Source organism: Ensifer sp. R-19 (assembly GCF_049905105.1).
In the GTDB taxonomy this organism is placed as follows: domain Bacteria; phylum Pseudomonadota; class Alphaproteobacteria; order Rhizobiales; family Rhizobiaceae; genus Ensifer.
The window spans coordinates 818,550-845,008 of sequence record NZ_CP184570.1 but is presented as its reverse complement, the minus strand read 5'-3'; the positions used below and the strand labels follow the sequence as shown (position 1 = coordinate 845,008).

26 protein-coding genes and 2 pseudogenes are annotated in these 26,459 nt (G+C 62.1%); 8 read left to right on the top strand and 20 right to left on the bottom strand.

Translation table 11 applies throughout. From position 1 onward, the window contains the following. Positions 1–6: 6 nt before the first annotated feature. Genes ACN9MO_RS23185 through cysT form a run of 3 tightly spaced genes read right to left on the bottom strand, consistent with a single transcriptional unit; the run spans position 7 to position 2,885 of the window. Entirely contained in the window at positions 7–1,134 is a 1,128-nt protein-coding gene (locus tag ACN9MO_RS23185) for a sulfate/molybdate ABC transporter ATP-binding protein (protein ID WP_425987935.1), read from the bottom strand. Between the two features lie 13 nt (positions 1,135–1,147). After that, positions 1,148–2,035: a sulfate ABC transporter permease subunit CysW gene (cysW, locus tag ACN9MO_RS23180; RefSeq protein WP_192496219.1), complete on the bottom strand. Its 888-nt coding sequence runs from the start codon at positions 2,033–2,035 to the stop codon at positions 1,148–1,150. Then, entirely contained in the window at positions 2,025–2,885 is an 861-nt protein-coding gene (gene cysT, locus ACN9MO_RS23175) for a sulfate ABC transporter permease subunit CysT (protein WP_425987932.1), read from the bottom strand. The genes cysW and cysT overlap by 11 nt, the downstream gene beginning before the upstream one ends. A gap of 419 nt (positions 2,886–3,304) precedes the next feature. Between cysT and ACN9MO_RS23170 the strand changes: the two genes are divergently transcribed. Then, positions 3,305–3,916, top strand: coding sequence for an RBBP9/YdeN family alpha/beta hydrolase (locus ACN9MO_RS23170; RefSeq protein WP_057252129.1), 612 nt, complete (start codon positions 3,305–3,307; stop codon positions 3,914–3,916). Between the two features lie 322 nt (positions 3,917–4,238). Continuing rightward, positions 4,239–5,645: an FAD/NAD(P)-binding protein gene (locus ACN9MO_RS23165; protein ID WP_425987929.1), complete on the top strand. Its 1,407-nt coding sequence runs from the start codon at positions 4,239–4,241 to the stop codon at positions 5,643–5,645. Between the two features lie 25 nt (positions 5,646–5,670). On the opposite strand, the gene ACN9MO_RS23160 is transcribed toward ACN9MO_RS23165, so the two are convergent. The 4 genes from ACN9MO_RS23160 to ACN9MO_RS23145 all read right to left on the bottom strand — a co-directional run bounded on the left by ACN9MO_RS23160 (position 5,671) and on the right by ACN9MO_RS23145 (position 9,126). After that, complete coding sequence (locus ACN9MO_RS23160) at positions 5,671–6,522, bottom strand: ABC transporter permease subunit (RefSeq protein ID WP_113133758.1); 852 nt, start codon at positions 6,520–6,522, stop codon at positions 5,671–5,673. Further along, positions 6,519–7,310 carry a taurine ABC transporter ATP-binding protein gene (locus tag ACN9MO_RS23155; protein WP_112997242.1) on the bottom strand — a complete coding sequence of 264 codons (792 nt, stop codon included), beginning with the start codon at positions 7,308–7,310 and terminating at the stop codon, positions 6,519–6,521. The genes ACN9MO_RS23160 and ACN9MO_RS23155 overlap by 4 nt, the downstream gene beginning before the upstream one ends. Before the next feature lie 79 nt (positions 7,311–7,389). Next, on the bottom strand, positions 7,390–8,397 hold the full coding sequence (gene tauA / locus ACN9MO_RS23150; RefSeq protein WP_057252132.1) for a taurine ABC transporter substrate-binding protein: 1,008 nt from the start codon (positions 8,395–8,397) through the stop codon (positions 7,390–7,392). A gap of 180 nt (positions 8,398–8,577) precedes the next feature. Further along, positions 8,578–9,126, bottom strand: coding sequence for a flavin reductase family protein (locus tag ACN9MO_RS23145; protein WP_082615924.1), 549 nt, complete (start codon positions 9,124–9,126; stop codon positions 8,578–8,580). A 185-nt stretch (positions 9,127–9,311) separates the two neighbouring features. On the opposite strand from ACN9MO_RS23145, the gene ssuD reads away from it, so the two are divergent. Together ssuD and ACN9MO_RS23135 are read left to right on the top strand one after the other, a co-directional pair. Next, the gene (gene ssuD / locus ACN9MO_RS23140) at positions 9,312–10,493 is read left to right on the top strand and encodes an FMNH2-dependent alkanesulfonate monooxygenase (RefSeq protein WP_057252133.1); all 1,182 of its coding nucleotides are present in this window, start codon (positions 9,312–9,314) and stop codon (positions 10,491–10,493) included. Next, the gene (locus tag ACN9MO_RS23135) at positions 10,490–11,974 is read left to right on the top strand and encodes an FAD/NAD(P)-binding protein (protein WP_244495663.1); all 1,485 of its coding nucleotides are present in this window, start codon (positions 10,490–10,492) and stop codon (positions 11,972–11,974) included. Before ssuD ends, ACN9MO_RS23135 begins: the two co-directional genes overlap by 4 nt. On the opposite strand, the gene ACN9MO_RS23130 is transcribed toward ACN9MO_RS23135, so the two are convergent. The 5 genes from ACN9MO_RS23130 to ACN9MO_RS23110 form a co-directional block, all read right to left on the bottom strand. Then, the gene (locus ACN9MO_RS23130; RefSeq protein WP_057252134.1) at positions 11,964–12,677 is read right to left on the bottom strand and encodes an MOSC domain-containing protein; all 714 of its coding nucleotides are present in this window, start codon (positions 12,675–12,677) and stop codon (positions 11,964–11,966) included. The genes ACN9MO_RS23135 and ACN9MO_RS23130 overlap by 11 nt on opposite strands. Next, positions 12,670–13,377: a glutamine amidotransferase gene (locus tag ACN9MO_RS23125; RefSeq protein ID WP_057252135.1), complete on the bottom strand. Its 708-nt coding sequence runs from the start codon at positions 13,375–13,377 to the stop codon at positions 12,670–12,672. Before ACN9MO_RS23125 ends, ACN9MO_RS23130 begins: the two co-directional genes overlap by 8 nt. Positions 13,378–13,389: 12 nt before the next feature. Next, positions 13,390–13,953 carry a redoxin domain-containing protein gene (locus tag ACN9MO_RS23120; RefSeq protein ID WP_112997240.1) on the bottom strand — a complete coding sequence of 188 codons (564 nt, stop codon included), beginning with the start codon at positions 13,951–13,953 and terminating at the stop codon, positions 13,390–13,392. Positions 13,954–14,001: 48 nt separating this feature from the next. After that, on the bottom strand, positions 14,002–14,550 hold the full coding sequence (locus ACN9MO_RS23115) for a carboxymuconolactone decarboxylase family protein (protein WP_057252136.1): 549 nt from the start codon (positions 14,548–14,550) through the stop codon (positions 14,002–14,004). A gap of 211 nt (positions 14,551–14,761) precedes the next feature. Continuing rightward, the gene (locus ACN9MO_RS23110) at positions 14,762–15,418 is read right to left on the bottom strand and encodes a MarR family winged helix-turn-helix transcriptional regulator (RefSeq protein ID WP_057252137.1); all 657 of its coding nucleotides are present in this window, start codon (positions 15,416–15,418) and stop codon (positions 14,762–14,764) included. A gap of 152 nt (positions 15,419–15,570) precedes the next feature. On the opposite strand from ACN9MO_RS23110, the gene ACN9MO_RS23105 reads away from it, so the two are divergent. The 4 genes and pseudogenes from ACN9MO_RS23105 (at position 15,571) to ACN9MO_RS23090 (ending at position 19,771) form a co-directional block, all read left to right on the top strand. Continuing rightward, complete coding sequence (locus ACN9MO_RS23105; RefSeq protein WP_082615927.1) at positions 15,571–16,017, top strand: pseudoazurin; 447 nt, start codon at positions 15,571–15,573, stop codon at positions 16,015–16,017. Between the two features lie 115 nt (positions 16,018–16,132). After that, positions 16,133–16,662, top strand: a pseudogene (locus ACN9MO_RS23100) (MgtC/SapB family protein). Between the two features lie 429 nt (positions 16,663–17,091). After that, a complete protein-coding gene (locus ACN9MO_RS23095; protein ID WP_162733741.1) occupies positions 17,092–18,972 on the top strand; it encodes a patatin-like phospholipase family protein in 1,881 nt (626 codons plus the stop codon). Between the two features lie 328 nt (positions 18,973–19,300). After that, a complete protein-coding gene (locus tag ACN9MO_RS23090) occupies positions 19,301–19,771 on the top strand; it encodes a hypothetical protein (protein WP_057252140.1) in 471 nt (156 codons plus the stop codon). 221 nt (positions 19,772–19,992) lie between these two features. On the opposite strand, the gene ppk2 is transcribed toward ACN9MO_RS23090, so the two are convergent. The 8 genes and pseudogenes from ppk2 to ACN9MO_RS23050 form a co-directional block, all read right to left on the bottom strand. Beyond that, on the bottom strand, positions 19,993–20,838 hold the full coding sequence (gene ppk2, locus ACN9MO_RS23085) for a polyphosphate kinase 2 (RefSeq protein WP_113133760.1): 846 nt from the start codon (positions 20,836–20,838) through the stop codon (positions 19,993–19,995). Beyond that, the gene (locus tag ACN9MO_RS23080; protein ID WP_113133761.1) at positions 20,807–22,603 is read right to left on the bottom strand and encodes a SulP family inorganic anion transporter; all 1,797 of its coding nucleotides are present in this window, start codon (positions 22,601–22,603) and stop codon (positions 20,807–20,809) included. The genes ppk2 and ACN9MO_RS23080 overlap by 32 nt, the downstream gene beginning before the upstream one ends. A 716-nt stretch (positions 22,604–23,319) precedes the next feature. Beyond that, complete coding sequence (locus ACN9MO_RS23075; protein WP_143033022.1) at positions 23,320–23,520, bottom strand: hypothetical protein; 201 nt, start codon at positions 23,518–23,520, stop codon at positions 23,320–23,322. 65 nt (positions 23,521–23,585) lie between these two features. Further along, on the bottom strand, positions 23,586–24,038 hold the full coding sequence (locus tag ACN9MO_RS23070; protein ID WP_057252142.1) for an amidohydrolase family protein: 453 nt from the start codon (positions 24,036–24,038) through the stop codon (positions 23,586–23,588). Beyond that, a pseudogene (locus ACN9MO_RS23065) lies at positions 24,034–24,279 on the bottom strand (transposase); the annotation flags it as partial. The pseudogene ACN9MO_RS23065 and the gene ACN9MO_RS23070, both read right to left, overlap by 5 nt. A 1,035-nt stretch (positions 24,280–25,314) precedes the next feature. Continuing rightward, entirely contained in the window at positions 25,315–25,608 is a 294-nt protein-coding gene (locus ACN9MO_RS23060; protein WP_309140582.1) for a glycosyltransferase, read from the bottom strand. Between the two features lie 55 nt (positions 25,609–25,663). Then, complete coding sequence (locus ACN9MO_RS23055; protein WP_375293107.1) at positions 25,664–25,819, bottom strand: glycosyltransferase; 156 nt, start codon at positions 25,817–25,819, stop codon at positions 25,664–25,666. Positions 25,820–26,175: 356 nt separating this feature from the next. Then, a complete protein-coding gene (locus ACN9MO_RS23050) occupies positions 26,176–26,427 on the bottom strand; it encodes a hypothetical protein (protein ID WP_425987914.1) in 252 nt (83 codons plus the stop codon). Between the last annotated feature and the right edge of the window lie 32 nt (positions 26,428–26,459).

Sequence of the window (26,459 nt, the reverse complement as noted above, 5' to 3'; positions counted from 1 at the left end):
CCCTGCCTAAGAGGCCTGGGCGACCAATGTTGGTTCCTGTATCTCGATGGCGCGGCTCTCGATTTTTGCCTCCGCGGCTACAGCCTGCTCTCTGTTGTCTCTGAAGAGTTTCCACTTTGTCGGCCGGAAGGCGATGCGGCTGTGGTCGCCGGCGGCGGCGCGTTCGGGCGACAGCTCGATCTCGACATGCGGATGGTTGCGGCCAAGGTCGAGTTCGAGATGGCGGGTGCCGGCAACGCGGCGGCTGGCGGTGACGAGGCCGGCGAGACAGCCGCCGCAGCCGTCGATCAGCTCGATGTCGTGCGGGCGGAAGTGCAGATTGGCCGGCCCGTCCGGCTCGGCCGGAGCCCTGAGCCCGATCGGCCGGTCCTCGAACCAGATCTCGCCGTTCTGGAGCGTGACGGCGAGCGCGTTCGACTGGCCGATGAAGCCGAAGACGAAGGGCGAAACCGGATGGTCGTAGATCTCGTCGGGGGTGCCGACCTGTTCGATCGCGCCCTTGCTCATGACGACGACGCGGTCGGCCAGTTCCAGCGCCTCCTCCTGGTCGTGGGTGACGAAGATCGTCGTGTGGCCGGTGCGGTCATGGATCTCGCGCAGCCACTTGCGCAGTTCCTTGCGCACCTGGGCGTCGAGCGCGCCGAAGGGCTCGTCGAGCAGCAGCACGTTCGGCTCGACCGCCATGGCGCGGGCGAGCGCCACGCGCTGGCGCTGGCCGCCGGACAGCTGCGCCGGATAGCGTTTGTCGAGACCGGAGAGCTGCACCAGATCGAGCAGGTCGAGCGCCCGCTTGCGGATCTCGGCGGCCGGCGGCCGGCGATTGCCCGGGCGCACCTTGAGGCCGAAGGCGACGTTGTCGAGCACCGTCATGTGGCGGAACAGGGCATAGTGCTGGAAGACGAAGCCGATGTTGCGCTGCTGCACCGTCTTTTGCGAGGCATCCTCGTCGCCGAAGAAGATCGTGCCGCCGGTCGGGCTTTCGAGCCCGGCAACGAGACGCAGCAAGGTCGTCTTGCCGGAGCCGGAGGGGCCAAGCAGCGCGATCAGCTCGCCGGAGCGGATGTCGAGCGAGACGTCGTCGAGCGCCGGGAAGCGGCCGAATTCCTTGCGGATGTTGTGAACGCGCACGTCCATAGCGTTTGACCTTTCAATGCCTGCGGCTGGCGGCGATCTCGGCGCTGTAGCGGATCTCCAGCGCCGTCTTCAAAATCAGGGTGATCAGCGCCAGCAGCGCCAGCAACGCCGCCACCGCAAAGGCGGCGACGAAGTTGTATTCATTATAGAGGATTTCGACCTGCAACGGCATGGTGTTGGTCTCGCCGCGGATATGGCCGGAGACCACCGAGACGGCGCCGAACTCGCCCATGGCGCGGGCGTTGCAGAGCAGCACGCCGTAAAGCAGCCCCCATTTGATGTTCGGCAGCGTCACGAACCAGAAGGTCTGCCAGCCCGACGCCCCCAAGGACAGGGCTGCCTCCTCGTCGCTACTGCCCTGTTCCTGCATCAGCGGGATCAGCTCGCGGGCGACGAAGGGGAAGGTGACGAAGACGGTGGCGAGCACCAGACCGGGCACGGCAAACAGGATCTGGATGCCGTGGCTCTGCAGCCAGGGACCGATCAGGCTGTGCGAGCCGAACAACAGCACGAAGACGAGGCCGGAGATGACCGGCGAGACCGAGAACGGCAGGTCGATCAGCGTCGTCAGGAACGCCTTGCCCTTGAACTCGAACTTGGCGATCGCCCAGGCGGCGGCGACGCCGAAGACGAGGTTGAGCGGCACGGCGATGGCAGCGACGGTCAGCGTCAGGCGGATGGCCGAGAAGGTCTCGGTGTCCCCGAGCGCGGCAACGAACTCGGCCGGTCCCTTGCGCAGCGCCTCGGTGAAGACGGCGGCGAGCGGCAAAAGCAAAAACAGCGCGACGAAGACAAGCGCCGTGATCGTCAGGGTCAGCCGGGCAAAGCGGCTTTCCGAGGTGGCGGCAGCCAGCGCCGGCAAGGCCCGTTGCGGCCCGGATGCGGTCAGATCATGCGACATAGACATATCTCCGCCGGCTCCAGGCCTGGATCGAGTTGATGAGGAGCAGCATGGCGAAGGAGATCGCCAGCATCACCGCGGCAATGGCGGTGGCGGCAGCATAGTTAAACTCTTCAAGCCTGATGACGATCAGAAGCGGCGCGATCTCCGAGACATAAGGCAGGTTGCCGGCGATGAAGATCACCGAGCCGTATTCGCCGACGCCGCGGGCAAAGGCGAGCGCAAAGCCGGTGAGGCCGGCCGGCAGCAGTCCCGGCAACAATACCCGGCTGATCGTCTGGAAACGGCTGGCGCCAAGGGTGGCTGCGGCTTCTTCCACCTCCTTGTCGATCTCCTCCATGATCGGCTGCACGGTCCTGACAACAAACGGCAGGCCGACGAAGATCAGCGCGACGACGATGCCGGATGGCGTAAAGGCGATCTTGAGCCCGAGCGGCTCGATGAACTGGCCGATCCAGCCGTTGCCGGCATAAAGCGTCGTCAAGGCAATGCCGGCGACCGCGGTCGGCAGCGCGAACGGCAGGTCGACCATGGCGTCGATCACCCGTTTGCCGGGGAAACGATAGCGCACCAGCACCCAGGCGAGGATGACGCCGAAGACGAGGTTGATGATCGCGGCGAGAAACGCCGTGCCGAACGAGATCTTCAGGGCATTGAGCGTGCGCGGATCGAGCGCCAGCTCAAAGAACTTGGCCCAGCCGAGCCCGCTTGCCCGCCACACCAGCCCCGACAGCGGGATCAACACGATCAGCACCAGCCAACTCAGCGTGATCCCGAGCGACAGCCCAAAGCCAGGCAAAACACTCGGCTGGCGAAATCGCCAGCGGCTCCCATTGCGTCGGTCCGTCAAATTCCAGTCACCTTTTCAGCCCTGCAACCGCAAACGGTCGCGCCATCCCCTCATCCAAACCGATCATCAAGTCGCCGGTTGGCCGGCTTGTCAGAGCGCCGGTGTATTTCGGCGCCAAACTAACAATTTCACGGGCTCCAACAACGCAATTTTTTGACGCTGGGACGGGTCACAAGGAAACTGATTTCGCTTTTGAGCCGCGTCGATGGAAACACTCTACTGCGAATATAGTTCCATGCCGGATTGTCGATCGTGTGGACGTGAACTTCAGATAAGAAAATAAATACTATCGAATTTATAGATATTAGGCATTCCTTGCTTCTCCACCATCTGTCGCTTGCGCATAGTCGATCCAGAACCGGACCTGCTTGCAACGGGTCGTTGTAACTCCCGGATCGCCTTCGCAAGAGATTGATGTCATGGCAAAAACGCTCATCATTCCGGGATTGTTCGGGTCCGACGAGGGACACTGGCAACGCCATTGGTTGAGAGATCACCCGGATGCCGCACTGGTCGAACAGGTCGATTGGAACCGGCCGAGGCTCGATGATTGGCGCGATGCTCTCGAACGCGAAATCCTCCGGCATGGAATCGTCGACCTGGTGGCCCACAGCCTCGGCTCGGTTCTTGTTGCCAACCTGGCGCGGCGTCCCCTGGCAAGACATGTGCGCAGCGCACTGCTTGTTGCGCCCTGCGACCTTGACCCCACCGATCGCCTGCATCCCGGCGCCATCGATTTCGGCGCGATGCCCGACCTGCCGCTCCCTTTTTCCAGCCTCGTCGTCGGTAGCCTCAACGATCCCTATATGCCTTTCGATCGCCTGCGGCACGTTTCGACACGATGGGGGAGCCGTCTCGTCGACCTTGGCTATGCCGGCCATATCAATATCGCCAGTGGCTTCGGCCGCTGGTCGCATGGCTATGATCTGTTGCGCGTGCTGAACGGCATCGCGCGCCGGGAGCCGGCGCGTGCGCAACCGATCGAACTTGAGGTCATGGACCGCTCACCCGTGCCGAGCGGCCTGGCCTGAAGCCCTGTAAGGAGAGCTAGCCCGACGGGCTCTTCCACATGGCACTTGATGTTCAGATCGTTTCGCGCTCTAATAGCGCACTAACTTTATAGAGTATGCCGTCTAGGGATGACCATGCACCAAAGTGCCAGGCCAACCAGAACAACGGATACGGGCTCGGCCGCTGCCGCGGCGGGCGCTATGTTTTCCCGACCCCGCGACTATGTCGTATATCGAGACCTTGGTCGGCAATATTCACAATTCGGTCGGTGTCCGCGTTCCGAACCGAAACAGCCATGCATTTGAGACTTCGCCGGGGAGAACCGGCCATGGGAGAGTGCAGATGACTGTCCATGGATTGTTTGCGAAGGTCGCTCCCGAGGGAGCCGCTGCGAGAGCCAAACCGCATATCGCTATCATCGGCCGAGGCTTTTCCGGCGTGATGATGGCCATTGCGCTGATGAAGTCGGTGCGGACTGCGTTCCACGTCCACCTCTTCGATCCGCAGCCGACGATCAGCGGCGGGCAGGTGTTGGCCGCCGCCCAGAGTGGCGAGATCCTCAACAGCCGAGTGCGCGACCTTTCGGTCGCCGCCGGCCAGCCGGAGGATTTCAATGAGTGGCTGTTGGCGAATGCCGAATTCCGCGCGGCGGTTTCCGCCGCAATTCCCGGCTTTCAGCAGATCTTCGTGCCGAAGAGCATCTTCAGCGACTACGTCTATCAGCGCTTTTCCGAAGCGCTGACCCGCCGCCCCGATATTTCGATGCAGCTTTCCTGTCAGGCGGTACTGGGGCTGCGCAAGCAAGCCAGTGGCCGCTTCCTGGTGGTGCAGGAGGAAGCAACGGTGGAGTGCGATGCCGTCGTGCTGGCAACCGGTTTCGGCCTGCGCCAGGGCGAGATGGAGATCGCCGAGGAGGAGAAGCCGCTGGTGCGCGCCCGCCGCCTCGTCGTGCCGCGTCATACGGTCCTGCTCGGTAGCGGCGTTCGGGTGGTCGACCGCCTGCTGCAATTGCGCGACAACGGCTTTGCCGGCGAGATCACCATTCTCTCCCGGCACGGCTTTCTGCCGCAGCCACACACGCGCCTCGCTGCGGCGCCGACCTTCCCTGTCGAGCCGATGCCGACCCGGCTCGGCGATATCGTTCGCTTCGTCCGGCAGGCTTGCGCGGAGGCGGAAGCTTCCGGCCTTGGTTGGCAGGCGGCCATGAACGGCCTGCGCAGGCGCGCTCGCTCTCTCTGGCAATCTTTGCCTGAGGAGGAAAAGCACCGGTTCAACCGGCACCTTCGGTCGATCTATGACAGCCACCGCAACCGCCTGCCGGCGCCCCTGCACCTGCGGCTCCAGCAGGAGCTTGCCGGCGGGCAAACCACCATTCGGAAGGGCTGGGCGGGCAAGCGCCGTCCTGATGGCTTGATGGTGCGCTGGGCGGGTGAGAGCGAGGAGACGTTGCTTTCCGCCGATCAGGTGATCGACTGTCGCTGCTCGGCGCCGGACCTTCGGGCACCGCTGATGCAGAGCCTTTTTGCCGGTGGCCTGGCGGAGCCGGACGAACTCAGTCTTGGGATTGCCGTCAGCCCGGCTGGCGAAGTTCTGGCCGCCGGGCAGCCGACGCGTAACCTCTATGCGATCGGACCGCTCGGCGTCGGCAGCCTGCCGGACATCGACCTGGTGCCCGAAATCGTGACTCAGACCTATGCGGCGGCGCGATTGATCGCCACCCGACATCGCGTGACGCTGAAAACCGGGTGACGGTACAACGCGATCTCCCGGGGCGTCAGCGTCGTGTCGCCCACGGTACCAGCCATCGCTCGAGCAGGCGCGCCGTTATCTCGAAGACGAAAGCGACGGCCGCGATAACGACAATGCCGGCGATCACCACATCGGTCACCAGAAACTGGGCAGCAGACTGGATCATGAAGCCGAGGCCGCGCGTTGCCGCGACAAGTTCGGCGGCCACCAGCGTCGACCAGCCTGCACCAAGCGCAATCCGGGTCCCGGTCAGGACCGAAGGCAGGGCGCTTGGCAGGATGACGTGGCGTAGCACCTGCAGCCGCGACGCGCCAAAGGCGCGGGCCGCGTTGATGTGATCGCTCGAGGTGGATTTGACGCCGGTCGCCGTGGACAGAATGATCGGCGGCAACATTGCGAGCGCAATGACCGCGATCTTGGAGGCCTCGCCGATTCCCAGCCAGATGATCACCAGCGGCAAATAGGCGAGCGGCGGCAGGGGGCGCAGGAATTCCACGATCGGATCGAGGATGCCTTTCCCGAGCCGGCTTGTGCCGATGGCAATACCGCCCGGCACGCCGAGGAGGATTGCGACTGCAAGAGCCCCGAAAATCCGCAGAAGGCTGGCGCCTACATGCTGGGCGAGGGTCGCGTCGACAAAGCCTGTGACGGCGAGGCTTTGCAGAGCCTTGTAGACGGCGAGCGGCGAGGGCAGGAAGAGCGTCGAGACGAGACCATAGCTTGAGGCAAGGCTCCAAAGGGCAAGCAACGCGACGATCGTCGCCAGGGATATCCAGGCGAGCGGTAGCGGCGATCTCGTCGTGCCCCGTTCCGGTTGCTCGACGATGCCCCGCGGTTGATGCGTCGTCGACGGGGCGCTTTCGATCGAGAGGCTCATGCGGCGATCCCTTCGTCTTCGGCATGGATGAGAGCGGTCAGTTCGTCATGCAAGCGCCGGAACGCAGGCGAACTGCGTATCTCGGCGAGCGATACACCGGTCAGAAGATCACGACCGAACGTGGTTGCGATCTCGCTGGCGATGCGCCCGGGATTAGGCGCGAGCACAATGATGCGGGTCGCGAGCAGAAGCGCTTCCTCGATACTATGGGTGATCAGGAGTGCGCCGACGCCGCTCTTCTGCCAGACATCGAGAAGAAACCCTTGCATCCGGCTGCGCGTGAGTGCGTCGAGTGCGCCGAGCGGTTCATCCATCAGCAGGAACTTCGGGTCTGAGGCAAGCGCCCTGGCGATACCGACCCGCTGGCGCATGCCGCCGGAGAGCTCCCAGACGTGTCGGTCCGCCGCATCGGGCAAACCGACCCGGTTGAGGAGGCTCCGCGCTCTCTCCAGCCGCTCCGGCCTCGCAACGCCGCGCAGGTGAAGCGGAAAGGCGACATTGTCGAGAGCGGTCAGCCACGGATAGAGCGCATCGTCCTGGAAAACCACGGCCCGATCTGCACCCGGACCCGCAACTGGCCGGCCATCGACGCAGACCTGACCGCTGCTTGCCGCCACGAAGCCAGCCGCCAGATTGAGAAGACTGGTCTTACCCGAGCCGGAGCGGCCGATGACGACAACGAATTCGTCGCGGGCGATCTTGAGGTCGATGGAAGCGAGAACAGGGGCGGCCCTGCTGTCGGAAGCTGCATAACGCAGCGTGACCTTTTCGAGGGAAAGAACGGACATCCTGCTGTTCCATATTGGGTGGCACGTCGGACACTCGCCCGGCTCTTTGAGACGGGCGAGCTATCGAACGGGGCGGGTCTCAGAACGAGAGCTTCGCTGCCTCCTGCGCCCATCGGGCGGAGACGTAGGGCGTGTAATCCGGAAGCACCGCGGGAATCTTGCCCTGCTCAAGCAGGAAGGCCGAGGTCTCGGCGATGGCCTTGGCCGTCGCTCCGCCCAAGAGATCGGAACCTGCCTGCTCTTCAAGCGAAGGGAAATAGTAGCCCTTGAGCAGGTTCGGCACCTCCTCAGGCTTTGCACCGGTGAGGCGGGCGATCTTCTCCACCTGCGGCGAACCGGCGTTCCAGCTTTCCGGCCTTGCGCGGTAATCCGCATAGGCGTCGCCGGTCACCTTGACGAAGCCGGTCACGACATCCGGATGCTCCTCGGCAAACTTCTTGCTGACGATCCAGGCATCGAAGGTAGGACCTCCCCATTTCGCCACGTCGCTCGAGGTCGCAAGCACGGTCGCGGTTTTCTTGATCTCGGAGAGCACCGGATCCCAGACATAGGCGCCGTCGATATCGCCGCGCTGCCAGGCAGCCGCGATTTCCGGGGGGCGAAGGTTGAGGATTTCGACCGACTTCGGATCGATGTTCCAGTGTTTCAGGGCCGTGAGCAGGCTGTAATGCGCCGTCGAAACGAAGGGGGTCGCGATCTTCTTGCCAGCAAGCTGCTCCGGCTTGTCGATGCCCTTGACGGCGAGGGCCTCGGCTTCGCTGATCAGTCCGACGACGAAGATGGTTTCGAGGGGGAGTTGCCGGCTGGCGGCAGCGGCGAGCGGCGACGAGCCGACATAGCCGATGTCGATCGACCCGGAGGCGAGCGCGGCGATCACGTCGGCGCCGCCATCAAACTTTTGCCAGGCGATCTTGGCTCCGGTGACCTTTTCGTAGGTGCCATCCGCCTGCGGCACCCGAGACGGCTCGACGATCGGTTGGTAACCGATTGTCAGCGTCGTTTCGGCGGCGTGAGCGGGGAAAGTGGCCTGGCTGGCCAGAAGCAGGGCCGCACTTGCGGCAAGAAGGGTGCGTCTGCGGATCGTCATTGTGTGCTCCTCAACGGTTGGGTCCTGGCCCCGCTGCGGAGCCTCATCACAATGCTGATTAAAAAGGTGGATTTTATATAGATAATTTATTTCCGCATTTCTCTGAACCGCAGTGGTCCCATTCCAAAATAGAGCCGTTTCGGCGCAGCTTCGTGCGCCTGCCGGGGCCTTGCCGAGAGGCTAGAGATCAAGGCCGCCGTAGCGGCCGTTGTGGTAGACGATCGGCTCGCCGGAGCCCGCGCTGATCGCCACGACCCGGCCGAGGATGATGGCGTGGCTGTGGCGCTCGATGATTTCCTCAACCTCGCAGTCGATCGCGGCCAATGCCCCGCTCAACGCTGACGCGCCGCTTGCCAGCCGAACCCAGTCGGCTCCCTCGTAGCGGGCAGGGCCCTTGGCTCCATCCAGGCCGGAGAAGCGCTCCGCCACCCTCTGGTGCTCTCGCGAGAGGACGTTGACGCAGAAATGCCGGTAGCGCTGGATGATCGGCCAGGTCGAAGACGTCCGGTTGATATTGACGATCATGGTCGGCGGGTCCACCGACAACGCCGTCGCCGAGGTGACGGTAGCTCCCGTCCGGTCGTCCCCGATGCCGGCAGTAATCACGGAGACGCCCCCTGAGAAATTGCGCATCGCCACCTTGAGGGCGGGCGCCGTGATCGGCTCGTAGCCGTTGCTGGTTGGAATACTTGCGTCGAATGCTGGAGATGCGGCGAGCGCGATCGTCATGGCCAGTCCCTCGAAAATTTCGCCTAATTCCCGATCGCAAACCGGCGATACGAGAAAAATTTTTCCTCGCATCAAAAATGATAGCCTGATTTTTGATTGTCAATAAATTTTATAGAGTTTATGTTTTTTGCAGTCGGCAAGGCGATCATGGCTGCCGAAACGAACTTACGAGGAGGCATTTGCCGATGAACACTGCGCCCGTAAAAATCCCCGAAAAGATCAATGTTCTCTGGTTTCTGCCGACCCATGGCGACAGCCGCTATCTCGGCACAGCGCGCGGCGGCCGCAATGTCGATATCAACTACCTGAAGCAGGTGGCTCAAGCGGCCGATTCGCTCGGCTACTACGGGGTTCTCATCCCGACGGGGCGCAGCTGCGAAGACAGCTGGGTGGTAGCCTCGGCACTAGCGCCGCTCACGGACAAACTGCGGTTTCTGATTGCGGTGCGGCCAGGCCTTCTATCACCGACGCTGGCGGCGCGCATGACGGCGACGCTCGACCGGCTCTCGAATGGGCGGCTTCTGATCAACGTCGTCACCGGTGGCGACCCGATCGAAAACAAGGGCGACGGTATCCACCTCTCGCACACCGAGCGCTACGAGCTGACCGAGGAGTTCCTCAACATCTACAAAGCCGTGCTTCGCGGCGAAGAAGTCGATTTCAAGGGAAACCACTTCGATATCGAGGGCGGGAAGCTCCTGTTCCAGCCGGTGCAGAAGCCGCATCCGCCGCTCTATTTCGGCGGCTCCTCAGGCAAGGGCCAGGAAGTGGCGGCGCGCACGATCGACAAGTACCTGACCTGGGGCGAGCCTGTCGAGGACGTTGCCAGGAAGATTGCCGAAGTTCGTGCGCTCGCCGATGCCGAGGGCAGGGACGTGACCTTCGGCATCCGCCTTCATGTGATCGTGCGCGAAACCGCCAAGGAGGCATGGCAGGCGGCTGACGAACTGATACAATATGTCGATGACGACACGATTGCCGCCGCACAGAAGGTGTTCGAGCGTATGGATTCGGTTGGTCAGAGCCGCATGAGCCGCCTGCATGGCGGCCGACGGGACAAACTTGAAGTCGCTCCGAATCTCTGGGCCGGGGTCGGCCTGGTGCGCGGCGGCGCGGGCACGGCCCTTGTCGGCGACCCCGACCAGGTGAAGGCTCGCATGGAGGAATACCGTCAGGCGGGCATCGATAGTTTCATCCTGTCCGGCTATCCGCATCTGGAGGAGGCCTATCGTTTCGGTGAACTGGTGCTGCCGAACCTGCCGCTTGCCCATGCGGTTCCGGCCCGCGAAGCGTCGATCAACACCGGGCCGTTTGGCGAGACGATTGCCGGCGATCATCGTCCGAAACTGAAGGTTTCCCAATCGTGACAGGACCGACGCGCCGAACCGTGATCGCAATCGTCGGCGGCGGCTTCACCGGTGCGGCGGTCGCTGCAAATCTCGCGCGGAACGCAGCAAGCGACGGCGCGAGCATCATCGTCTTCGAGCCGCGGGCGCGCCTCGGCGCGGGCCTCGCCTATGACACGGACAATCCTGCGCACCGTATCAATGTGCCGGCCGCGCGCATGAGCCTGATCCCCGATGATCCCGACGATTTCCTCAACTGGATGGCTGCAAAAGGTGAACCGCGCAGCGATCCCGAGGCTCTGGCGGTCGATGGCAATCTCTATCCGCGCCGAGCGGTCTTTGGTCGCTACGTCTGCGAGTTCGTCGCACCGTTCCTGAAAAGTGGAAGGGTCGAGCATCGGCGCGAACGTGTCGCGCATATCGAGCGCCACGGGGATCGTTGGCGTCTGAGTAGCTCAGCCGGCACCGAACTGCTGGCCGATATCGTCGTTATCGCCACCACCCATCCGGCGCCCTGTGCCCCCCGGCGCCTGGATCAGGCACTTGACGGCCACCCGCGCTATGTGACCGATTCCACGGTCGCAGGTGCCTTGGCTTGCATCCGCACCGATGATCACGTCCTTGTCGTCGGAAACGGGCTGACGGCAGCCGACGTGATTGCCTCGCTGGGGCTCGCCGACCATCGCGGGCCGGTCGTCGCCCTTTCACGCCGGGGCTTGCGGTCACGCGGCCATGCCGCAGTGCCCCAGGAGCCGTTCGGCGATTTCACCAGCGACCCGGTGCGAACCGCGCTCGAACTACTGAAGCGGGTCCGACGTGCCGTGCAGGACGCGGCAGACATCGGTACGAACTGGCATGGGGTTTTCGACGCGCTTCGCAGCCAGGGTGGCCAGATCTGGCGGGCCCTGCCGGTGGCGGAGCGCCGCCGCCTCGTGCGCCATCTGCGTCCCTTCTGGGACGTTCACCGTTTTCGCGTGGCGCCGCAGATCGATGGAAGGATCCTGCATGGGCTGGAGCAAGGGCGGCTCCGAATTCTCGGAGCTTCGATCGAGGAGGTGGAGAGACGCGGTCATGTCATCGCCGTCGATATCCGTCACCGACACACCGGTCACCGGGAGCGCCTGCTGTTCGATGCCTGTGTGGTGACGACCGGCCCGGCCCATACCGGCATCCTCTCGAGCCAGGGCTGGCTTGCAGACCTTGCTTCACAGGGATGGCTACGTTTGGATGACGTGGGTTTGGGGCTCGCCTGCGACGAGGCAAGCCGCGCGATCGGGGTGAACGGCACGGCTGAGCCATCGCTGATCGTTGCCGGACCGCTGGCGCGCGGTACCTTCGGTGAACTCATGGGCCTGCCACAGGTCAACGATCACGCGATTTTCGTCGCCGAAGAGATTGCAGGCATGCTGCTGAAGCCTGAGCGAAGCGGCCGACGTGTCGCTTCCGTGGCAAAAATCCAGCGAAGGCCGGTAACGACCGTCCGCGGCGCTGCTAGCCATTGACCGGCGTGGTTTCACCATCGAGACGCCGCGACCAGTCCTCGACCATGCGCGTCTGCAGGCGCTTGGCCGCATAGTCCCGCCAACTAGACGGGAGAATGGCAAGATTGGCGATCTCTTCAAGCGCGTGGCGATTGAGCGTATCGACGTAGAGAAAGTGCCAGAGCCGGGCGATCGTCCACTCGGGATGACGGCGCTCGACGAGGTGCATTCGCTCGCCGGCCGAAACCAGTCCGGCTTCGATGACGCGATAGTACCAGCCGGTGCGGCTGGATTGCTGAAGGCGCCGCGCCATGTCGGGCAAGCCGAAGCGACGGTTCAGTTTCCAGCAGGGCTGCCGGCCCTGGCTCACTTCCAGAAGGGCGCCGCCGAGGCGAAACCGATCTCCGACCGCGACATCGCCCTCCGTCAGGCCCAGGGTCGAGAGATTTTCGCCGAAGGCGCCCGGCTGTTTTAACAGCGGTATGAAGCCGATTTCGTCCGTCCAGGCCCGATAATGATCCCGCGGGTAGTGATGTACGGCCTTGTCGACACCGCCGTGCCTTTTGAGATCGCCCTGATGATCGCCGGAAAAGCCAGTGGCACAGAGCTCAACGGCGCCGTCCAGCGGATGTTTGTCGATACCGCTCAGGGTTCCCCGATCGTCGATCGGCGCGAGGCTGCCGACGAGCAAGGCGTCGAGCGTGATCGGCTGCCGATCAATCATCGATCTGCTCCAGCCAATCGCCAATCATCGCTGCGGCGGCGCGCTTCAGACCGGGGCCGAAGCGCTGGGCATCGGCACGAAGATCCGGCACGCTCAATCCTGCTGCCGCCAATTCGCAGGCATGGCCGACCAACCAGCGTTCGAAGGCAGCACCCGTTTCAGCCTCAGGATGAAACTGCAGGCCGAGGACCTTCCGTCCACGCATGAAAGCCTGCTGTGCGATCTGCGGCGTCGACGCCAGCAAGTCAGCGCCGGGCGGCAGGTCATAGGTGTCGCCATGCCAGTGCAACACGGAAATGTCGGCGAGATGACGGAGAGGTGAGGCGAGGCCTGAAGCAGAGAGGCTCAGCGGCGAAAAGCCGATCTCCTTGATGCCGGAGGAATAGACGCGAGCATCGAGCGCTCGAGCGATCAGTTGCGCACCCAGGCAAATGCCAACGGTCGGCCGATCGGCAGCAAGACGCGCTTGCAGCATCGCGACCTCGTCCGCAACGAAAGGATAGGTCGTATCCTCATAGACGCCGATCGGGCCACCGAGCACGATGAGAAGGTCCGGTTCGGGCGGATCGAACGAAAGATAGTCTGCATCGCCGACATCTCGATACTCGATATCAAACCCTGCCGCGTGCAGCGGAGCCGCAAAGGTGCCAAGGTCTTCGAAATGCACGTGCCGCACGGCAACGGCCTTCTTTGCAGTCATCATCCGTCTCCTCTAGCGGCGTCCATCATGCGTGTCGGGGACCGAGCAGCCGTCGCTCGTGCACCCGAGCGTTTCCGGACCTGCTGCGGCGAAATTCGGGATCGGCGCGGCGAGCAACGTGGCAAGGCGGGCGCCGATGACCATGTCGTCTTCGATCCCGAAGCGATGATGTTCAACGTGACCGTCACGGCCGATGATGATCGCTGTTGGCGTGCCGCGCATGCCGTAGCGCTCCATCGTCTTCGGTATTGGCCCTTCATCCGATGGTTGATCGACGGCGATCGGGAAGGTTAGGCGGTATTCGTGAATGAAGGCCTTGAGCGCGTCCGGCGTCATGACCGCGTGATGCTCGAACACGGAATGCAGGCCGATGACCTGCAGGTCGGTCTCGCGAAAGACGGTCTTGACGCGCTGAGTCTGCGGCAGGCCGTGCGATACACAGGCGGGGCAGAGCATCTGAAAGGCATGGAGGAAAACGACCCGGCCGCGCAGCCGTTCGAGGCTGAAGGGCGCAGGCGTATTGAACCAGGTCGAAACGGCGAGTTCCGGGGCGGCGATCCGATAGTTGCTGTTCATTGTCATCTCCGGAGATGGCCGGACGGGCGCTGCCGTCCGGCCGCCTTGTCAGGCCGCTTCGCGAACGAGCTTCACACCGGGGAAATCGACCGGTACGGCAAGCGCGACGTTGATGTAGTTCGTGAAGAGATTGAGCGCGACATGGGCGATGATCTCGACGACATCCTGATCGTCGTAACCGGCATCACGCAGCGCCCGCACTTCGGCATCAGTGATGTGGCCGCGTGCTTCGACGAGTTTTTGGGCGAAGGTCAACGCCGCCGCCGTCTTCGGGTCGGACGACTTGCCCCGTTGCGCATTCGCCATTTCTTCCGCGGTCGCCCCGGCCTTGCGGCCAAGCGCGGTATGGGCGGCCAGGCAATAGTGGCAATCGTTGCGGTCGGCGACGGCAACGGCGATCTGCTCGCCGAGCTTGGCGCCGAGACGGCCGTTTCCGAGCGCGCCGAAAGAACCCCACATGCTGGCAAGGGCAGCCGGCGAGTTGGCGACCGCCCGGAACATGTTGGGGGCGATGCCGAAGGCGGAGCGGATCTCGCCAAGCAACTCGCCACTGGCGCCGGTTGCCGAATTGGGGTCAACTAGATTAATTCTGCTCATGGTTTTCTCTTTCTATTTGCGTGGAGGGAGAAAATTGCCGGTCCGCCGATGGCAGTCGTCGGACCGGCGCCGACATCATCGGCACCCGCTCGCGGTACTGAGAACGGTGCTCGCGGGCTCCGATGTTGAAGCTGGTGGCGAGAGCATGGCCGCTCGCTCGGTCTTGCGCCGGGCTCGGCTGCCGGCGCGTGTGTTTCCTTTCATTCTCATTTCAGGCCGCGCCGCGGTTGAAAACCCGCCAGGCAGCGTCCCGGTCCGCATCGTCGGCGCTTTCAAATTCACCGCAGTCGACGCGTAACTCCGCCGGCCCGAATGCGGCATCGACGAAGGCGCAATGGTGCGGTGCCTTCGGATCGTCGTAGACATGGGGGCGGAAGTAGCGACAGTTGACGCACATGCGCTGTTCCGGAATGGCGCCAGCCGACTGCAGGCGGCGGATGATCCTGACGAGATGCATCAGCAGGTCCTCCTGCTCAAGCTTGGAGAGGCTCGCGATGGCGTCCTCCGTGGCCGATGCCAGTTGACCGGCCTGGCGAACCGCGGCCTCGCCCTGCAGCGTCACGGCCACTGAAAGGGCCCGCGCGTCGTTGGGGTCGGCCCGTTTCTCGACAAGCCCCTTGCGCAGGAGCGCATTGACCGAATCCGTCGTCGTCGGCTGGCTGACGCCGAGATAGGCGGCGATCTGTTTGACGCGCATACCGCTCCGGTCGCGGGCGACGAGAAAGGTAAGTATCTGCAATTGCGTCGGATTGAGGCCGATCGCCTCGGCGGCCGTCCAGGCCTCGCTGCGCATGGCCGTTGCCACGCGCGATAGCCCGTCACCAATCCGGCCGACCAAGGTGGGTGTATTGCCAGGTTCGTTGCTCATGGTGTCATTAGTATAGGAATCCTATGTATTGTCAACGAGCGTTAGAAAAGCGCTGCGAATTTGACGCGCATCAAAGTAGAGGGGGCAGCGCGGGCCTATTTCTCTGCTCGAACAACCCGAGCCACGGGCTGGTCGCTCAAATGGAGAAGACGATGTTGAATGCAATCAAGAGCGGATTGGGTATCGCCATCGCGGCAATGCTTGTCGCAGCACCTGCAGCCGCCGCAGACTTCGAAGTGCACATGCTGAACAAGGGCAAGGACGGTGCGATGGTGTTCGAGCCGGCGTCGCTGAAAGTTGCGCCCGGCGACACGGTCACCTTCATCCCGACCGACAAGGGGCACAATGTCGAATCCATCAAGGGCATGATCCCGGATGGCGCCGAAGCTTTCAAAAGCAAGATCAATGAAAACTACAAGGTGACCTTTACCGCTCCCGGGGTCTACGCCGTCAAATGCACGCCGCACTACGGCATGGGCATGATCGGCGTTGTCCAGGTCGGCGACGCTCCTGCCAACCTTGACGCCGTGAAGGCTGCCAAGAATCCGAAGAAGGCGCAGGAGCGCCTGGATGCCGCCTTGGCGGCGCTCGGAAACTAAGCGCCTGGCTACGCTTCGGAGCGGGGTGGGGACAGGCCGCTCCTGGCGACCGCGCACTGGGTGAGGCGCGACGCCATCATGCGGAACCAATGCGAAGGCTTCGCGTTGGTTCCGCATGGATCAGATCACTGCCGAGTTGTTCCCGCCTTCACAGATTCCCTATCCCGTCATATTTGCGCGCATCCTCGGTGCGCTGTTTTTAGGTGCCGTCATCGGCTTCGAGCGCGAGGCAAAGGCGCGGCCGGCGGGGCTCAAGACCCATATGCTCGTCTGCCTTGCCGCCTGCACCTTCGGCATCATCTCGCTCGAAAGCGTCCGTCTCGGGGGTTTCTTCGACGATCGCGTCCGCCTCGATCCGTTGCGGGTTGTGGAAGCGGTGACGGCGGGCGTCGCCTTTCTCGCCGCCGGTACCATCGTGCTTTCCAGGGGTGAAGTTCAGGGATAACGACTGGCGCCAGCCTGTGGCTCGCGGGGGCCATCGGTCTTGCGGTGGGCTTCGGTCAGTGGGTTGTTGCCGGTTTTGCAGTTGCCTCCGCCTTCTCTGTCCTCTTCGTCATCGGCTCCATCGAGGCGCGGGCCATGCCCCACCAAAGGCCGGACGTCGAACCACGGGACGAGGCGAGCAATACCCAGGCCAGGCGTTAGGATTGACCTTCACGCGATTTGATCGAGCGCCCGGTCATCTCGAAAAGTTATCAATTTGCATGAGTTAACGACGATACTATTCTGATGTTTATAGATATTATCGATTGCTGTACGAGATCGTTATCCCAGCTCATTCTCGTCAAATCCCAGGCCGACAGAGCGTTATGCAGGGAAAGATTCTGGCGCGCCGGAAGCGTGCTGCTTCTCGTCCGCATGGCAGCGATCGGCCTCACCGAAAAATAGAATATACCTATCTAAACAATATATTGCGCCATTTATCTCATAATTTGTGGCACGATGGCCGAACGCGCCGCGCGTGGACGGTTTGAGCACAGCGCGCTCCTGGTCGATGGCGGATCGCACCAAATCTGTTCGGCAATTCCTGCCGAAACCGCTAAAGTCGACAGACGCTGTATCAAGGAAGGTTCGATGGACTCCACCGGTTCCCTTGCTGCCAAATTGCTATCGGCGACGCTGTTGTTCGACCAGACGTCTTTGTCCGCATTGGAGGCTTTGGCCGCCAACTCCGATCGCAGGATCTTGCGCCGCGGCGAAGTTCTCGTTCGTGAGGGAGACCGCTCGGACCGGTTCTTCGTCGTTCTGTCGGGCCGCTTCACGGTGCACCGGGAGGGAACTGCCCAGCCTGTCGCCGAGATCGGCCAGGGCGAGCTTGTCGGTGAGGTCGGCTTCTTTGCCGCGCTGCCCCGTATTGCCACCGTGATTGCAGCGCGTGATTCCATCGTACTCGAGATTCGCGACGACCAGTTCGAGAGGGCTGCCAAGGCGTTGCCCAGCCTGCGCCAGTCGGTGACGACGTTTCTCGCGCGCCGGTTCGCCATGCAGTCTCCAGCGCCGGCGCATACCAAGCATCCCTGCAGGCTTCGGACGCTGGCGATCGTTCCTGCGGGCAGCAGTCGTATTTCCCCTGATTTCATCGCACAGCTCCGTACCGCATTTGCTGCGGACAAGCGGGCCGTGTTCCTGACGCGAAGGGATCTCGAAGACCGCTTCGCCAGGCTTCCGATCGACGATCAGCCGGTGCTCGACTGGCTGAACCATCTCGAGATCAAGGCGGATATCATCGTTTATGTCGCCGATGACGAGCCAAGCGACTGGACGCGTGTGTGTATCCGCCAGGCTGACAACGTCCTGCTGTTTGCCGATGCATCCGACCCGCCGGGCCTCAGCCCCTGCGAGGCGTTGGCGCTCTCGGTCCATACGCCGTCCAACCTTCGGCTTGTGCTTGTTCACCGGACGCGCGCGGCAACGGTTACCGGAACTGCCGCCTGGCTCGACGCACGGCCCGGCGTTCGCCAGCATCACCACGTTTCGCTGGAAGATCGGTTGGATGTCGAACGTCTGGCCCGTTTCCTCTCAGGTAAGGCCAGGGGCTTTGTCGCTGCCGGCGGGGGCTCGCTCGGCTGCGCGCATATCGGTGTCTACAAGGCATTCGTCGAGGCGGGTGCGTCCTTCGACTATCTTGGCGGCACCAGTTCCGGAGCCGCTATCATGGCTGGCTTCGCCAGCGGATTGGACGCCGACGCCATCGATCGGGGAACACACCTCATCTTCGTCAAGAGCCGCGCGTTTCGTCGCCTCACCTTGCCGCAATATGCGCTGCTCGATCACAAGGTGCTCGACCGCACGCTGCACGCGGAATATGGCGACGTTCTGATCGAGGACCTCTGGCTTCCGTTCTTCGCTCTATCGACCAATCTCAGCAGCCGGCAGGCGCATGTCCATCGCCGGGGAAAACTTTGGCAGGCTGTCAGGGCGTCAGGCTCGATCCCCGGCGTCCTGCCGCCGTTCTTTACGGCCGAAGGCGATATGCTTGTCGATGGGGCCATCATGAACAATCTGCCGCTGGAGCAGATGAAAGAACTCAAAACCGGCCCCAATGTGGTCGCGAGCCTGGGATCCGACGGACCACGGAAGCATCATGTCGACTATGACAGTATTCCGGGAGCGTCCGAACTGGCGGTGCGGATGCTCACACCCTTCGGTCGTGCCAACCTGCCGAAGGTCCCGAGCGTGATCCAGGTGATCACGGCGAGCGTGCTGGCCCACAGGCCGGAAGAAGTCATGCTCGGTGAATGCGACCTGCTCGTCTCCCCGCCAATTTCGAGCGCAATCGGGTTCATGGACTGGAGCCGGCATTCCGAGCTCTACGTCGAAGCTTACGACTGGACGAAACGATGGATCGAGGGCCGCCTCAGCGAGAGCGACCCGAAGCTGCTGCAGATACTTGGCATTCCGTCTGGGCACGAGCTATCGCAGGCAATCGGTAGCAGGGGCGTATTCGGTGGTTGAAAATGTGGCGGTGAAACGTGATTGTCTTGGAGTTCCGCGTGAATATCATCGCTCATTCCGAATTGTCACCGTCCTCTTGCGGTTGTAGTATTTTAGGATAGCCTTGTGGGGGATTGGCCCGCATCGGCTATTCCGTTTGGTGGTGAGAAAGATCAATAAATAGAGAGCCCTCGGACAGGCAGCGGCTCGAATTCGAAATGCTTCGTCCCCGGATTGGTATGCCGATCGGGTTCCCTTGGATGTACCTGCGGGACGTCTTTGGCATACGGCGCACGGCAAGCGTGTGCCCCGCCACAGTGTTCCCATTTGCCTGAAGTGGATCGACACGATGCCTGAGAAAAAAGATCTAGACCCGACCGCAAAGCCCTTAAGCGCCCAAGATCTGAGAAAGCAGATGCTCCAGCGCGAAATGGAGGAGATGGACAAGGAGCGGCGGCTGAAAGCCCTCGAAGAACAGAAGCATGCCGACTTTGCCGCTGATTTTCTCAAAGAACATGTGACGGAAGAGGAAATTGGTATCGTCCGCCGCCTTGTCACAAACGCCGTCAAGGCCGGTAAATTCGAGGCGTTGGTCTATAGCTTCCCCTCCGAGCTTTGCACGGATAGCGGACGCGCCATCAACAGCGCTGACCGTGACTGGCCGCAGACCCTGCAGGGCAAGGCGAAGGAATTTTTCGATCGCTATCAGACATACGGCAAGCCGCAGGGCTATAAGCTGAAGGCGATGATCATCAACTTTCCGGGCGGTGTGCCCGGCGATGTCGGGTTCTTCCTGAACTGGGCTCCGGACAAGGCCTGAAGCTTGTCGCGCAAAAGTGCGCAGCGGTTTTGCGACAACGACATTTGAAATATCAAGAACTTAAAGCGCAAGGAGCGAATCTGAAAGATCGCGACGCGCTTTAGGCGCGACCATACCCGGTGTCGAATGACCCGCCGGCATCGGTGGTTCCGCATTCCTACTATCAGGGAACGCTCAACCGTTTCTGTAAGCCCGCGCCAGAAGGCGCGGGCTTATCAGCCTTAGAAAACGTCAGGTACGGTTCTGCGAATGTGATCGTCGTCTGCGAAGCCGTCCGGTCGCTTCTGGCGCTTGCCGAGGTCCGGTTCGGAAAACTTCACGCGCTCATAGGGGATCGAGGCGAGAATATGCGAGATGCAATTGATCCGCGCCCGCTTCTTGTCGTCTGACGGTACAATCCACCAGGGCGCATACTCCGTGTCCGTCATGCGGATCATCTCGTTATAGGCCCGGGTGTAGTCCCACCAGCGCTGATAGGATTCGACATCCATCGGGCTGAGTTTCCACTGGCGCAACGGGTCTGCGATGCGTTGACGGAACCGGCGCTCCTGTTCCTTCTCGCTGACATCGAGGAAGTATTTCAGCAGGACGATGCCGCTTTCGACCATTGCCGCTTCGAAGCGGGGTGCGAGTTCGAGGAAACGTCGGGCGCTGTCATCCGAGCAAAAGCCCATGACGCGTTCCACGCCCGGGCGGTTGTACCAGGACCGGTCGAAAATCACCACTTCGCCGGCCGCCGGCAGGTGTTGAATGTAGCGTTGCATGTAGATCTGCGATTTTTCCCGCTCCGTTGGCGCGGGCAGGGCCGTGACCCGGAAGACACGGGGGCTGACGCGCTCGGTAAACCGCCTGATCACGCCGCCCTTGCCAGCGGCATCGCGTCCTTCGAAGACAATGACGATGCGGGCGCCGGTCTTCTTAACCCAGGCCTGCAGGTGTGCGATCTCTTCCTGCAGCCGGGCGAGTTCCTTGGCGTAACCACTGGATGATCGTTCCTCTGATGCCGCTGCTTCGGCAGCGGCGCCGTTCTTTTCCTTATTCTTTTTCTTGCCTTCGTGTTTTCCCATCGTTCCCTCCCGTTTCGATACTGCGCGCTGTTTTCATGGCGTCGGAGTTCGCAGTGATTTCCCCGTCCGCCGTCTTACCTTCGCCGTATCGGGCCTCGTAGGCGTCGAGCGCGTCCTCCATGCCCTCGAAGACCATGCTCGGGCCAATTCTTTCGATGATGCCCGCCCGGTCGAGGAGGGCGCGGGCATCCGTGTGCAATTCCGCCAGGCCGAGCGCAATGTCGCGCGCCTTTAGTTCGTCGGCCAGTTCCCCGAGCATCTCGGCGGCGGTGCTGTCGATCTGGGGGATCGCACTGGCATCGATGACCAGCCAATGGGCCGGCGGCGGCAATTCGTCGGCAATGGCCGTCAAGCGCTCCCGCACATAGTCCGCATTGTAGAAAAGCAGGCTGTCCTGGACCATGCAGGCGCCGAAGCCCGGCACAGGACGTGCATCCGGTGCGCGATGCAGCTTATAGAAGCCGTCCCGACCAGGAATCCTGCCGAGTAGGGCGTCGTGCGGATACATGGCCTGCAGCAGCAGATAGATCAGCGTTGCGGCAATGGCGATGACCACGCCGTTCAAGACGCCGAGCCCGATCGGTCCCCACAAGGCGATCAGAGCGAATACGAATTCGATCCGGTTGACGCGCCATATGCGCCTCAGGCCTTCGAGGTCGATCAAACTGAGTGCGGTTGCCGCGAGAATCGCACCCAACGCGGCGATCGGCAGGATGCGCAGAACGCTGCCGAGAAACACAAGCACCGCCATGAGGGTCGCGGCCGCGACCAGGCTTGCGATTTGTGAACGACCGCCGACGGCAAAGTTGACGGCGGTGCGGGAATCCGAAGCCGTGACCGGAAACGTGCCGAACAGCCCGGCGGCGAAGTTTGCCGCACCGAAGCCCGTCAGTTCACGGTTCGGATCGACGCGGTAGCCGCCGAGCGTTGCGAAACTACGCGCGGCAATGACACCGGAGCCGAAGCTGACGAGGAAGATGGCGGCTCCGCCGGTCAGCAAGGCATCAATCGGCAGGTTCCCAATGCGCGGCAGGACGAGCGACGGCAGCCCTTGCGGTATGTCGCCGACGACCGCCATTCCGTGTCCCTCGAAGTCAAAGAGAAAGGAAAGCAGCACAGCCAAAAAAACGACTATTACCGGGCCAGGTATGGGCGAGCGATAGATGCGGGCCACTTGCAAGAGTGCAAAACAGGCCAAGGCGAACGCCAGGGTGGGCCAATGGATCGAACCGGCTTGCCGCAGGAGTTCGAGCACAGGTGATACCAAGCCCTCGGACTCGATATTGACGCCGGTAAAGCGCTTGATCTGCCCAACCAGGATCGACAGCGAGATGCCGGCGAAAAAGCCGGTCAGGATCGGGCGTGACAGAAAGGTCGCCAGCACCCCGAGCCGTACAAGGCGCGCAATCAGGCATAGGATGCCGACGATCAGCGCCAGCAGCGCGGCTGCTGTCACGCGGTCGACCGTCGCGCCGGATGTAGCGAATACCGTTGTCAGAACCGCTGCCAACACGGTCATCGTGGCAGCGTCCGGACCAACGATGAGCTGGCGCGACGGGCCGAAGACCGCATAGGCGATGAGCGGCGTGATGCTGGCATAGAGGCCGGTTTCGGCGGGCAGTCCGGCTATGGCCGGGTAGGCGATGGCGCTGGGAAGGCCAACGGCGGCAATTGCAAGTCCGGCGGAGATATCGTTGCGTAGCCATCCGACGCGGTAACCTTCCAGGTTCGCGAGCAAAGGCAGGCGAGGCAGAGTAAATGCCATGCTCGGGCCCCCGGACTATGCCTCCTCCAGCCGGCAACGATTCCGCGCCGAACAAGAGGGCCAAACGAATGAACCATAGCATCGCGAATATTAGAGATGCAAAACTTTTCGTTTTGCCTGGCCACGCACGATGCGCAAAAGTTGCAGCGTCCGCTCAGTGAAAGCCTCCACAACGTGTGCCTGATACTGATCTCACCGCGGAGCGGCTTGAGACCGCTCGTCTGCAGATGCGCCTACGCCGGACACCCGAAGCCCAGGTCGCCTTAATTGGACGCGCGCGCCCGCCCCGCAGGATGCCCGAAGGGCGGTGAGGGCGGGCTCTATCCCTTCACGTATCGCGGGCTCTCAACGATCCTTCCATCCCGAATGCGCATGTTAACTCCGCGAACCCGGTCCGTCTCGTTTTTGCTTCAACGCAGCTGCCGGCGGATGATCCCGCGGTCGTTGCTGGCCTGCTCGAAGTCGCATATCTGGACGATCCGACGCGAATTCCTGCCTTGGTCGACGAAGCGCTGGAAAGGCTGCTCGTCCGGCGCAAAACTCAACATAGCGCGTGAGAGTGCCTGCGAGATTTCCCGCCGGCGAAGGACGTTCCGCAACGCGGGTGTCGCCGGATTGCAAGGCTTCCGTGACAGAGCGCTGCGCGCAACTGAGGCGCAAGATGGCGCACCACACCGAACGGCGCAGTCCATGGAAATGCCGTCCGGGCGTCGCTGTTAAACCTTGGGCATGACGCCTTTGTTGACCAGCCATGTCTCGAAGGTGCCCGGGCATCCTTCGTTGAGCCATCTTCCCCGGTAAGAGAAACCGGGGGTGGCGCGTCCGCCGCTGACGAAGCCTTCGTCGTAACGACCGATCGCACCAACTGTTTTATGCATCTTTCCGGGATGTTTCTTCTTGGCCTTTGAGAATTTCACTGGATACCCCCACGCATTACAACCGTGAAGTCATAGCGTCTCACAGTGCACGCAGCCGTCAAGGATTAGACAAATGCGTAAATGGGGTTAGAAAACTGGCCAAGTGCCGCTCCGCCGATAGCCACATGCGGAAGCCTGCCGCGCCGACAGGCTTCACATCGTTCTCGGCTCCGAAGAGTTCGGGCCACGGTTCGACCGTAGTCCGTATTCGTGGTTGCCGAATTCATCCTAATTGCCCCCGGATAATCCGCCGCCGCTGGCGGTGATGGTCTGGCTGCCTTGATGACGTCCGCGTCGTGCACGACCTTGCCGCCGAGCAGGGTCAGGACGGAGCGGACCGTGTCGATCTCGCCCACCGGCATGGTCATGTGCGGTTTGTCGAGCACGGCAAGGTCGGCGAGCTTGCCCGCGGAAAGCGTACCGCGATCCTCTTCCGCAAAGCCGATCCATGCGGCGCTTCGCGTATAGAGACGAAGCGCTTCTTCGCGCGTCAGCAACTGATCATCCGCCTTTTGCACCGTACCTCCGGTCGAACACACCCTGTTCGATCCAGCGGTAATAACGCCGTTTGACTGTCTAATAGGGGCCGAAGCGGTCTTCGGGCATGTCACGCCAGCGGGCACCCGATCGGGCAAGCCACAACACCGAGTCGAAGAACCGGCGCCCGTCGCTGCGCGGGCCGCGCCTGCCTTTGCGACCGCCGGGCGCAAACGGCTTCAGCCGCTCCCACTGATCATCCCTGAGAACCTCACCATCCATCGCCAACCTCCAAAAGTCAGCGTTGAATCTGATCTGCCCCCAAAACGGAATCCCAAATGGTTAATTCGTCACCACAGCCTAATCCATTCTGGAGGAAATTCTCAGGGGCAGGTCAGGCGGCGCTGAAATAGTTTGTGCATTCGGCTGGAACAGGGCACAAGAGTTTCACTCTCCGTGGGTCGGGGGCCAGTTGCCCGAGTAGACGGTGGCCAGGATGGTCTGCTCCCGGACTTTCTTTATCCGCTTGCGGAACGGATCATGGCTCGCGATTTCGAGCATCAGTGAAAGACGGGCCGAGCGCATCGCATCGCTGAGCCTACGTTTCGGCGGGTCGGCCAGGATTGGCGGTAGATGTCGAGTTGCAGATCCGCTGCTCATTGCAGGCTAAAGCGTTTGGTGACCATTTCTCGCCCGAAGTGAGCAAGCGCTGCCCGACGATCGGGTATCATTGATTAAGCTCTCCATTTGTGCGGCAAGGCGGCTGGCTCCAGCTGCGCCCTCAGCCAAGCCGTAAAAACCTTGCCGCAAGGACAGCTCGCATGTCGAGGGCTCGAACGCTTCAGAGAACGCCTCTTCTACCCTAGACGATCAGCGGGGGACCAATGGAAAGCGCGCGCAACGCCGAACCCCACGAGATCGGCAGCGGCGTAGACACTTGTGGGTAAGATCGGCGCCGGGAAGCACTCTCACCTCTCGGCCGTGGTTCACCGCACCCGCTCCTGTTGCCACCGCGGCGCCAAGCTCTCAAGCTCTCGCTTCCCATGATCGACGGAACCGAGGCTGGAACGTGAGACATCACCTCGTTGGCAACGTGCTGTGCAAGATCTGAACATCGCTGCCACCGTTAGCGGCGCCTACCTAAGAATTACTACCTATGAATTAGTTGTCTTGGATAAGGGCCGGCTCCAAGACGGTTATGCCGTTCTCGACGCCACGGATGTTGCAGTGCAGGTTTGTTCGAAATCCGTAGATCCCGTTGCTCGTCGAGCCGCCGCCATTTCGCTGTCCTAAGCTCGCACCGCCGGACATCGGCAATCATGCTGTTGCCGACCGGCGGACGCTTAACTCGCCAAGGCGCCGCGCCTTCGTCGTGGAGTCATGATAAGCGACGGCCTGCGTGCGGGCTGCGCTTCCCAATTGCTTACGCAGCGCCGGGTCCGACGCCAATCTCTGCATCGCCACCGACATGCCGGCAACGTCGCCCTCGGAGACAAGGTATCCTGTCCGCCCAGGGACGACCTGGCTGGCAATTCCGCCGATCGCAGTGGCGATGACTGGTAAAGTGCAGGCCATCGCCTCGACGATCGACACCGGCGACCCTTCCTTGATGCGCGAATGCCTGGATGAAAATGTCGTGCCGTGGCAGCTCCTTGGCCAGGCTCAATTAAGGCGGAGTTTCTTGACCAAGTCTCTCTAGACTTTCGCGCTCTGGCCCGTCGCCGAAAACATCAAGCCTCGCCTTCGGATTGAAAATGGCGACGCGCGAAAAGGCGCTTATCGAGATATTATAGCCTTTTTCCTTCGACAATCGGGAGACCATCACAAACCGCAGCCTCGCGCATTCCGACAACCTGAACCGCCTCGGCATTCTGCCCCGGCGCCTCGGCTTCCCGGCCAATGGGCCGAGGCGGGTGTCCGGGAACGCAACTGGTTTGCCAATGTCAGGACGATCAGCACGAGCCCGCCACCGCTGGCGACCTATCCGAGAGCGTTGGGTGAAAAAGGAAGATCACGCTCAGAAAGAGCGGCGTCCAAGGAAAATCAACGCCAAGCGCGAAATTCCCCGCGCCGTCTTCTCTTGAGTAAGCTGACGCATAAGGTGTCCACCAAAATAAGTGGACACCAAGTCGTGGAAGAAGATGATCAAAAACTGAGTGTGAGGCGAAGGACCACCGATCAGCCGCCCAACCGCTTCCAGAGACCCGGAGGTCCGTTGTGGGTATGGTTCTTGTCCCCAAAACCCCAGCCGGGACGTGTGCCACTGGACTTGGCAATGGCGCGCGAACTCAGGCTCGTACCAAGGAGGAGGGTAATCGCCGGAGGTGTTACAACGGCAAAACGCCCGGCCTTCTTGAGAAAATCTCTTCGAGCCTGCGCTTCAGTTTCCAGTCCCTCAGGGATCATTTCTGAGTCGTTTCTCTTCTCCATTGCCCTGGCTCCTTTGGAAACACTCATGAACA